Raw genomic sequence first — 6,754 nt, 5'->3', positions numbered from 1 at the left:
ATCCGGCGAGCTTCGTCTCCCGCATCAACCGTCTGCTGCTGCAAGCCTAAGCAGCAACGCCGGTAACAGAAAGCCCACTGCATGCAGTGGGCTTTTTTGATCCCGCCGAGTGAGATCGGCGAAACACAGCGGCAAGGGAGGCGGCCAGCGCCTCTCTATTTGCGGTATTCGTTGTTGTAGTTCTGGATGAGACGGCGAGTCACCTCATGTTGGGGATCGGCAAACACTTTGAGGGTCTTGCCGCGCTCCACCACCCGACCTTCGTGCATTACCAGCACCTCGTCGCTGATATGGCTGACGATACCCAGATCGTTGGCTACCAACACATAGCTCAGCCCCATGGTCTCCTGCATCTCCAGCAGCAGGTTGATGATCTGGGAGCGCACAGAGATATCCAGGGTGGAGAGCGCCTCATCGGCCACCACGATCTTGGGGTTGAGGATCAGTGCCCGCGCCAGCGCCACCCGCTGCTGCTGACCGGAGGAGAGCATCTGCGGATAGAACAGGGCGTGATCCGGCAGCATCCCCACCATACGCAAGGTCTGCACCACCTTCTCGCGGCGCTCCTCCTCGGTCATCTCGGTGTTGAGACGCAGCGGCGTCTCCAGGATCTGGCCGACCCGGATCTTGCGGTTCAGCGAGGTGTTGGGATCCTGAAAAATCATCCGCAGCAGTTTGCAGCGAGTCTGGTAATCGCCGTGCACCATCAGCTGGCCGTCGATGGCGATGTCGCCGCTGGTGGGTTCGATCATCCCGGCCAGAATACGGGCGAGGGTACTCTTGCCGGAGCCAGCTTCGCCGACGATGGCGAGGGTCTGACCCACTTCGAGATCGAACGAGAGGGGCTTGATCGCCTCCACCGCCTGACGACGGAACAGACCGGTGCGGTTCTGGTAGGTTTTGCTAAGGCCTCTGACCTGCAACAGGGATGGCTCGATCACAAGCGGGGCTCCTTCATGGGGGCATTAACGGTCATCATTTTTTTGGCTCCTCCATGTTCAGCGGGAAGTGGCAGCTGAACTGATGGCCCTTGATCTTGTTCATCAACGGAGTCTGCACGCACTGCTTCTGGGCGTAGGGGCAGCGCGGCCCCAGACGGCAGCCGATGGGCAGGTGTTGCAGCGGCGGGATGACGCCGGGCAGGGTCTCGAGGCGCGACTTGTGGCGCACCAGCTTGTCAAAGTCGGGGATCGATTTGAGCAGGGCATCGGTATAGGGGTGATGCGGGGTCTCGAGGATCTGCTCCCGGGTGCCCACTTCCACCATCTGGCCGCAATACATCACGTTGATGGTATCAGTCAGATTGGCGATGGCGGCGATATCGTTACTGATGATCAGGATGGTGGTATTACCCAGCTTGTTCATCTTGTCCAGCAGTCGCAGGATCTGGGAGTGGGTGGTGGACTCCATGGCGCTGGTGGGCTCGTCGGCTACCAGCAGACGCGGCTGGTTGGCAATGGCCATGGCGATCATCACCTTCTGGCACATGCCATCCGACAGCTCGTGGGGATAGGCGCGCATCACCTTGCGGTGATCCTTGACGCCTACCCGGTGCAGCAGGGCGATGGCCTTCTTCTTGCGCCACTGGAAGCGCTGCCAGAATTGTCCCTCGAACGAATCGGTCGGGATCGCCTCTTCCAACTGGGTGCCGATCTCCTCGGAGGGGTCGAGACAGCTGATGGGGTCCTGGAAGATCATGGCGATCTCGCGGCCCATGATGCGACGGCGCTCCTTGGGAGCCATGGTCAGCAGATCCATGTCGTTGAAACGCATCCGGTCGGCACGTACCGTCCAGTTGTCCTTCTCGATGCCGACGATCACCTTGGCGATCAGACTTTTACCGGAGCCGGATTCACCCACCAGACCGCGGATCTCCCCCTCGGTCAGGGTCAGGCTCACCTTGTCCACCGCCTTGACCTTGCCCTGCGGGGTGTCGATCTCGATGGTGAGATTGCGAATGTCGAGCAGCGGCATCAGTCATTCCCCTCTTTAAGTGCTTCGCGAATGCCTTCACCAACTAAATTGGTCACCAGCACGCTGAACAGGATGGCGATGCCGGGCAAGGTGACGGTCCAGGGGGCGAGATAGATAAGGTCGCTCGAATCGGCCAGCATGGTGCCCCACTCCGGTTGGGGAGACTGGGCGCCGAGACCGAGAAACCCGACCGCCGAGATATCGAGAATGGCTGCCGACAAGGTGCGGGTGGTCTGTGCCACCAGGGTTTCGACAATGTTGGGCAAAATTGCCAGACGCATGATCCGGAAGGGGGGCGAGCCATCGAGGCGGCTGGCGGTGATGTACTCCTTCTGCATCTCGGCATGTACTGCGTTGTAGGTGGCCCGGATAAAGGGCGGGATCAACGCCAGGGTAATGGCTATCAGGGTATTGCCAAAACCCGGTCCCATGATGGCGACCATGATGATGGCCATCAGCAGGGAGGGGATGGAGAGCAGGGTATCGAGCAGGTGGTGCAACACGCTCGATTTAAGCCCCTTGCTCATCCCGCCGAGGATGCCGATGGCGGAACCCACCACCATGGCGATCACCACTACGACCAGCGCATAACCGAAAGTGAGGCGCGCACCCACCACCAGCCGGGAGAGCATGTCGCGCCCCAGATCGTCGGTGCCGAGGAAGTAGTCGATGTTGCCGGTTGCCGCCCAGGAGGGGGCCAGCAGCAGCTTGTCGGTGTGCTGTTCATCGATGCCGTAGGGGACGACCAGCGGCCCCACCAGCGTGATGAGCAGCAACAGCAAAAAGCACCAGAGCCCTGCCATCGCCAGCGGATTGCGGCTGTAGGAGGCCCACGTCTGCTCAAGGGGCGAGAGGATCTTGAGCTCGGGATAGATGTTCGATTTATCTTGCATAGGATACCTGGCTCCTGGTCACGCCATGAGCGCGTTCAATCTTGTTTGGCATACAACTCTTTGCGCCGTGCCGGATAGATAAGGGTGGTCAGCAACTCGGTGCTGACGCTGGTCAGGATCACGAAACTGGCCACCACCAGGGTCGCGCCGCGAATGGCGGCGTAATCCTGCAGGGCGATGCTGCTGATGAGCCAGCGGCCGATCCCGTGCCACTCGAACACCACCTCGGTGATCATGGCGGAAGTGAGCACGCTGCCTAGCTGCAGACCCAGCAGCGGCAGTACCGGCGGCAGGGCGTTCTTCAGACCATGGCGCCAGACGATCTGCGCCTTGGAAAGGCCCCGGCTCGCTGCCGCCTTGATGTAGTTCTGCTTCATCACGTCGATGAGGGAACTGCGCACATGGCGGATCACCTCGGTAGTGGGCACCACCGCCAGCACCAGTGACGGAAGGATCAGGTGGCGCAGGGCATCGTGCAGCGCCGCTTGCCGCCAGGGTTCGTTGCTGAGCAGCACATCGATCACCGCGATGCCGGTAATGGGGGGCACATCGTAGAGCAGGCTGATCTGGCCCGACGCCGGCAACCAGCCGAGATCCAGCGAAAAGAGCATCACCACCAGCAGCGCCAGCCAGAACACCGGCACCGCATAGCCGATAAGACCGGCTGTCATGATGGAGAGATCCAGCGTCTTTCCCTGTGACAGGGCCGTCAGGGTTCCGAGAGGAACCCCCACCAGCAGCGAGATGGCGAACGCCGCCAGACAGAGGATCAGGGTTGCCGGGAAGTAGTGGCGGATCTCGTCCAGCACCGGCAGCCCGGAGACGCTGGAGAGCCCCAGGTCACCTGCGAAAATACGGCGCAGGAAATCGGGGTAGCCGCTCCAGAAGCTGAGCTGATTGCCGATCAGCCGATAGTCCAGCAGATAGGCGACAAAGGTCAGCGCCAGCAGAGTGATAAGCAGCAGGTTGATGCGGCGCAAGGTGTATAGAAGCATGCTTACTCCCTGTGAGCCTGGTTGAAGGAGGTGCCGCCAAAGGGCATCAGCGTCAGCCCCTCGATGTCGCTGCGGCTGACCTGGGTACGCAAGGCGTGCGCCAGCGGGATCAGCGGCAGCTGTTCGTTAAGCAGGGTCTGGGCATAGTAGTAGTTACGCAGCCGGAACGAGAGCTGGGGCGTGGTGACCGCATCATCCAGTAGTTGATCGAAGGCCGGGCTACACCAGCGGCTGTAGTTGTTGCCGCGCTCCACTGCCGAGCAGCTCAGCAGCTGGCGGAAGAAGTTGTCCGGGTCGGCGTTGTCGGCAATCCAGCCGGAGAGCAGACTGTCGTACTGCCCCTTGGTGAGGCGGCCTTCGATCACCGGCCACTCCCGTTGCACGATCTTGAGCTTGATCCCGACCTTGGCCAGATCGCTGCGGATCAGCTGGGCGGTCTTGACCGCATCCGGGTTGTAGGGGCGGGCGTCCGGTTGCACCAGCACCTGCATCTCAAACCCTTTCTCCAGTCCCGCCTCCTTGAGCAGCTGGCGCGCCCGTTTCAGATCGGGTTTGCGCTCGGGCAGGCTCGGGTTGTACCCCCATGAGAGGGTCGGCAGCAGGCTGTTAGCGGGCAGGCCGGTATCGAAATAGACCGCCTGAAGCAGGTTGTCGATATTGATGGCGCTGGCAATGGCCTGACGCACCTTGACGTTGTTGAACGGCGGCTTGCGGGTATTGAGGGCCAAAAAGGCGACGTTCATCCCCGACTGGACCGAGAGGCTCAGTGCCGGATTTTGCTTGATCACCGAGAGCTGGCTGGCGGAAGGGGTGCTCATTACGTCGCACTCGCCGGTCAGCAGCTTGGCCAGCCGTTTGGCGGATTTGGGGGTAATGTCGTAGACCAGCTGTTCAATCTTGGCATCGCCGCCCCAGTAGCCAGGGTGGCGCAGATAGCGGATGAACTCGTTGTGGCGATACTCCTTGAAGCTGAAGGGTCCGGTGCCGATGGGGCGGCTATCCAGCAGGGCTGGCGTGCCCGCCTGCAACATCTGCTCGGCGTATTCGGCGGAGAGGATCACCGCATAGTCGCTGGCCAGGGTGGCGAGGAAGGAGGCGTTTGGCTGGTTCAGCTCGAACACTACCGTCTGCGGCCCCTTCTTGCTCACCCGTTTGATCAGCAGATCTTGCCCCAGGCTGTAGAAGTAGGGGTAATCGCCGCCGGAGACATTGTGATAGGGGTGCTGCTCGTCAAGCTGGCGGGCATAGGTGAAGACCACGTCATCGGCATTGAAAGTGCGGGTGGGCTTGAACCAGAGGGTATGATGAAACGTCACCCCCTTGCGCAGGGTCAAGGTATAGGTGAGGCCATCCTCGCTGACATGCCAGTTGGTGGCGAGCGCCGGCTCCAGCGCCAGGGTGTTGGGGTTCACCTCCAGCAGGCGGTCGTAGAGCGGACGGGCACTGGCATCCAGTGTCACCCCGGAGTTGGAAACATGGGGATTGAAGGAGAGGGGGGATCCCTCAGCACAATAGATGAGTCCGGTTTTGGAGGCCTCGGGTTGCTTCTGGCAGCCGGTGACCAGCACCAGCATACCCAGCAGCAAGGGTGTGAGCATTCTCATTGTTGAACCATGTTCTTATAGGGGCTTTGTACGCACGTTTTGATACAAATGTGCCAGCGCGAAGGCTGGCGTGTTGCTGGAGTCGGCATCAACCGCACTCCTTCACTCTTGTTCTGCATCGTTATCGCCATCCAGCAGCTGATATTTGCGTAGCATGCCACGGAACTGGTGATAGCTTAAGGCCAGCAGTTGAGCGGCTTTGCGCTGATTATACTGGGATTGCTGCATCGCTTGCTTGAGTAAATTAATCTCGTACTCCGCCACCGCCTGCTTGAGATCGAGCGGCAAGGCGAGGGGGGATGCAGATTGTACCTCGCTTCGGGCCTCTTGCGCAGGTTGCGTGACCTGTGGTCGCCAGGGGGAATCAAACGGGTTGAGCACCAGGGTCGAGAGCGGCAACTGGGGATTGCCCTGACGATAGATACTGCGCTCCACCACGTTCTTCAGCTCCCGTACGTTGCCCGGCCAGTGGTAATCCAGCAGCAGCTGGGTTGCCTTGCGCGAGAAACCGGCAAACAGCGGATAGCCCAGCTCCCGGGTCATGCTGTGGGCGAAATGCTCCGCCAGCATCAGGATATCTTCCCGCCGCTCCCGCAAGGGGGGGAGGGTGATCACATCAAACGCGAGCCGGTCGAGCAGATCGTGGCGAAACTGCCCCTTGTCGGTCAGCGCAGGGAGATCCTCGTTGGTGGCGCAGACCAGTCGCACATCCACCTTGAGGGGCTTGGCCCCGCCCACCCGCTCGAACTCGCCATACTCGATGACTCGCAGCAGCTTCTCCTGCACCCGGGCGCTGGTGGTGGCCAGCTCGTCAAGGAAGAGGGTGCCGCCATCGGCCCGCTCGAAGCGGCCCTGATGACGCTTGGCGGCGCCGGTAAACGATCCCGCTTCGTGACCGAACAGTTCGGTCTCCAGCAGGCTCTCGCTCAGGGTGGCGCAGTTGATGGTGACAAAGCTTTGATCCCAGCGCGCCGAGAGATAATGTAGGCGGTGGGCGATCAGCTCCTTGCCCGTCCCCCGCTCACCGATGATCAGCACGGGTTTGCGCAGCGGGGCGAGCCGTGAGGCCTGCTCAATGATCTCGAGAAATGCGTTGGATTCCCCCAGCAGGCTTTCCGTGGCCGTGGTCATAGTGATCCCTGTCAGTTGTAAAAGCTGGTCAATCTTACCAAAAGTTGGTGATTTTAATCATCTCTTGCGTGAGGCATCTTGCAATCCGGCTATTCTGCCCCATATAAATCAACAAGTTAAATTTTGTTCCAGATTGGCACACAAGTTGCCATTGTCA

At 60.5% G+C, this 6,754-nt stretch carries 6 protein-coding genes; all 6 read right to left on the bottom strand.

Annotation, left to right across the window (positions count from 1 at the left end; all coding sequences use genetic code 11):
• Nucleotides 1-155: 155 nt before the first annotated feature.
• Entirely contained in the window at nucleotides 156-941 is a 786-nt protein-coding gene (locus DBR30_RS14945) for a peptide ABC transporter ATP-binding protein (RefSeq protein ID WP_005333681.1), read from the bottom strand.
• A gap of 34 nt (nucleotides 942-975) precedes the next feature.
• Nucleotides 976-1,974: a peptide ABC transporter ATP-binding protein gene (locus DBR30_RS14940; RefSeq protein ID WP_005333679.1), complete on the bottom strand. Its 999-nt coding sequence runs from the start codon at nucleotides 1,972-1,974 to the stop codon at nucleotides 976-978.
• The gene (locus DBR30_RS14935; protein WP_005333677.1) at nucleotides 1,974-2,867 is read right to left on the bottom strand and encodes an ABC transporter permease subunit; all 894 of its coding nucleotides are present in this window, start codon (nucleotides 2,865-2,867) and stop codon (nucleotides 1,974-1,976) included. Before DBR30_RS14935 ends, DBR30_RS14940 begins: the two co-directional genes overlap by 1 nt.
• 35 nt (nucleotides 2,868-2,902) lie before the next feature.
• On the bottom strand, nucleotides 2,903-3,862 hold the full coding sequence (locus DBR30_RS14930; protein WP_108588411.1) for an ABC transporter permease: 960 nt from the start codon (nucleotides 3,860-3,862) through the stop codon (nucleotides 2,903-2,905).
• Nucleotides 3,863-3,864: 2 nt separating this feature from the next.
• Nucleotides 3,865-5,460 (bottom strand): ABC transporter substrate-binding protein SapA, encoded by a 1,596-nt coding sequence (gene sapA, locus DBR30_RS14925; RefSeq protein WP_181363596.1) that lies wholly within the window; start codon nucleotides 5,458-5,460, stop codon nucleotides 3,865-3,867.
• A 108-nt stretch (nucleotides 5,461-5,568) separates the two neighbouring features.
• Nucleotides 5,569-6,597 carry a phage shock protein operon transcriptional activator gene (pspF, locus tag DBR30_RS14920; RefSeq protein ID WP_108541035.1) on the bottom strand — a complete coding sequence of 343 codons (1,029 nt, stop codon included), beginning with the start codon at nucleotides 6,595-6,597 and terminating at the stop codon, nucleotides 5,569-5,571.
• Nucleotides 6,598-6,754: the final 157 nt, after the last annotated feature.

Origin of the sequence: Aeromonas sp. HMWF017 (assembly GCF_003061465.1) — a bacterium.
Lineage (GTDB): Bacteria > Pseudomonadota > Gammaproteobacteria > Enterobacterales > Aeromonadaceae > Aeromonas > Aeromonas veronii.
The sequence above is the reverse complement of the archived record's forward strand: the minus strand, read 5'-3'. Positions and strand labels throughout refer to the sequence as shown.